Here is a 437-nt window from a genome sequence, read left to right as displayed (position 1 = left end):
GGCATACGCACCGAGAAAGGCGAGTTCAACCGCTGGATCAGAGCGACCAATGCCGTTATCCGGGACATCAAGAAGAAAATCGCTCTCCTGTTTGATTGGATTGCCGAAGCAAAAGCGGAGCTTGCCAAGCCGCAGGCACCAAACCTTGTTTCTCTGCTGAACGCCTATTACACCAGCCGCAGAGCCGGGGCTTATTCGCAGAAAGGCAAGGTCAGCAACCTAAAGGAGATGAACGAAACTTTCAATTATCTCCGGGCAAACGGCATTTATTCCCTTGAAGATTTGGAACACCGTGTCAGCGAACACAGTGCTGCCACAGAGAGCTTGAAGAAAACGCTGGACGAACAGACCGCCCGAATGAAAGCAATTAAGCAGCTCTATGACAGCTCCGCTGCTTTCCAGAGCTTGAAGCCTGTCTATGACGGCTTGCAGAAAAT

General features: G+C 51.0%; 1 protein-coding gene. It reads left to right on the top strand.

The features are described from left to right. Positions 1-437: hypothetical protein (locus RX395_RS10125; RefSeq protein WP_316367392.1), on the top strand; the 437-nt coding region annotated here is incomplete at both ends.

The organism is Collinsella aerofaciens (assembly GCF_032584215.1).
Lineage (GTDB): Bacteria > Actinomycetota > Coriobacteriia > Coriobacteriales > Coriobacteriaceae > Collinsella.
This window is presented reverse-complemented; position numbering and strand designations above follow the sequence as displayed.